The organism is Fictibacillus macauensis ZFHKF-1 (assembly GCF_000269865.1).
GTDB lineage: Bacteria > Bacillota > Bacilli > Bacillales > Fictibacillaceae > Fictibacillus_C > Fictibacillus_C macauensis.
Map to the genome: position 1 here is coordinate 1 of NZ_AKKV01000014.1, position 2,380 is coordinate 2,380.

The 2,380-nt window shown below is 35.7% G+C and carries 2 protein-coding genes and 1 pseudogene; all 3 read right to left on the reverse strand.

Annotation, left to right across the window (positions count from 1 at the left end; genetic code table 11):
- On the reverse strand, positions 1–698 hold a 698-nt coding region (locus A374_RS01485), incomplete at its 3' end, for a hypothetical protein (RefSeq protein ID WP_007200397.1).
- A gap of 16 nt (positions 699–714) precedes the next feature.
- On the reverse strand, positions 715–1,587 hold the full coding sequence (locus A374_RS01490; protein ID WP_007200398.1) for a hypothetical protein: 873 nt from the start codon (positions 1,585–1,587) through the stop codon (positions 715–717).
- Between the two features lie 448 nt (positions 1,588–2,035).
- Positions 2,036–2,380, reverse strand: a pseudogene (locus A374_RS01495) (GNAT family N-acetyltransferase); the annotation flags it as partial.

Here is a 2,380-nt window from a genome sequence, read left to right on the forward strand (position 1 = left end):
TTACAATAGATCATGAGAAAAAATTCTGGAATGGCAAAGGCAATCCCGTATTGAATGAAAACAGTTAAAAATAGTAAAATAAACAAATAAATCGTGTCATACATATTGTGATTAATTTTGTATATTGTTTTCAAAAGAAATCCACTAAACAATAAAATACCAAGTAAAATTGGAAGATTGTAAGGAGTTATAGTATCTTTGAAATTGTAAAGACCCTGACCATCTTTGCGAAAAGCTCCTTGTCTTACTTTCATAATTCCTCGAATCGAAGACAATATCATATAAATTACACCTCCAATGCATGATACGAGAGCAATGGATCGAAACGTACTGGAAAGATATGCTTTTTCGGTAAAAGCAATGAAACCTACATAAAAGTCTAATGATACTTTAAATGCTACAAGACTGATAAAAACTGCTTGTGCTTTTTGAAAGCGAAAGACATTTTTAGTCCTTGAAAAAAAAAGAGTAATGAGAAATTGGATAAAGCTAATGGCAATGGAGCGATTAGCTAGATGAAACCAAAAAGGTTTTAAGTAATAGTCCGTTCCATAAATACCAACTGTTAGAATAAGTGTCACTATTCCTCCACAAAAAAACGCTCCCCATAAGAATCCGGGGACATTGATTGGATTCATGCGATCATTTGCTACACAATATAGTAAGTAAAAATCTTCTTCTTTTTGCTTTTTAAACAAAATAAATGACACTCCTCTACTGAAGGGTAATGAATGAATTGCAATTCCTATTATTTTCTTTTAGATTGTCAGATTTAGCTGTCTTGCTTGCCTTTCGTTCAATCGGTTTTCGTTTTCGTAAAATCACCTCACGCGGCGTTTCCTGTAAAGGAGGCTTTCGTGGAGCGATGATAAATGACTTGAACCGGAATTTGCAATAGGCTACGAGAATAATTTCAGGAATGGCCAAGACAAGTGCATAGTGAAGAATAGCGAGTGCTAGTAAAAATAATGTGAGTTGGATTGTTTTTGATAAATCAGTATCGAGTCTGGATAAAAGTTTTATAATGGTTCCAACAAATAGGGTAACGCCAAAAATTACGGGAAGACTAAAAAAGAATTTTGATTCTCTAAAATTATACAAGCCAGGCCCATTTTCTTTGAAATCACCTTTCCGCATTTTAACAAACCCTCGAATGGTAAAAAGAATTAAGAAAATGATGCCACCGATCGCTAGTGTTATGGATGTATTTTTAAACAAAGTACTATGTTGTGTACCTTCGGTGAAGAAATAATAACCTGTATAATAATCGAATGGGAGTTTAATTGAATAAAAAATTACGAGTAGTAATAACGTCTTTTGAAAACGAAAGGCATTTTTTCCTTTTGAGAAAAATAGCGCAAAAAGAAACTGTAGAAAAAAATTACAAAGTGCCCAATTGGCTATACTAGTCCAAAAAGGAACGTGACTATAAACAGTTGCATAAACGCCAAAGGTAAGTACTAATGTCATGACTCCACTCATGAAAAGAGAAGCCCATAAAAATCCTCCTAATTCTCCTGGATACAATCGTTTTTTTGCAATATTCCTTAAAGAATACAAGTCTTCTTCTTTTTGCTTTTTCAGCATAATCATGCTCCTAATAAAATGAATAATGTGGTGCTGACTAATTTGTACCAAAGTTCAATCAATGAATAAATCTCTACTTTTTTAGTTATTTCAGTCATTATATCCCTTTTTCTGTTGACAAGAAATTGAATTTGTATAATTGTGGATAGATTGGTAACTATGTCGTGGGGCAAATGTCCTTTTTTTGAGATTCATAGGTCATCTGATTTGAAGATTTGATGGTGGAGCGGCGATGCTATTTACTAGTTTTTCTTTTGTAATCGGCTCTTGGTCTGAATCAGAAAGATGAATGAAATGAGAAAATAGAGTTAGCATTTGATTTGTAACGTGAAGATAGAGGAAGTATTTAAGCACTATGAATAAAAAAACACCAAAGAGATGCATGAAACGCGTCTTCATGCATCTTAGTTTTTTGTTTGAGCAGCCTAGCTTTCTCGCTCCCAGGGTATCAACCAAAAACTTGGGCGGCAATGCCAAATAGCGTCCCATTTCTAGGGGGCATAGCAGTAGCATTAATCATCATAACAGGTGGTTGACTCACTTGAACGAAGCCGCGCTGCTCTAAAAATAGTCGCAATGAGTTGTTTTGTGAAGGGACATCGATGCGCACAGGTCCTTGGTGATGGCGAGCTAAGTGATGGATGAGCCTCGCTGCGGAAAGGGTGTCTGGCGCAACGATGGGTCCTACTAATAGATTGCGTGGACCTGCAATAGAAAGGCCATATCCGATCATGTCTCCCGTAGCATTTTTTAACAGGATTCCGAAAGAAGTCTCCCTCTTCAAGCGTGTGAA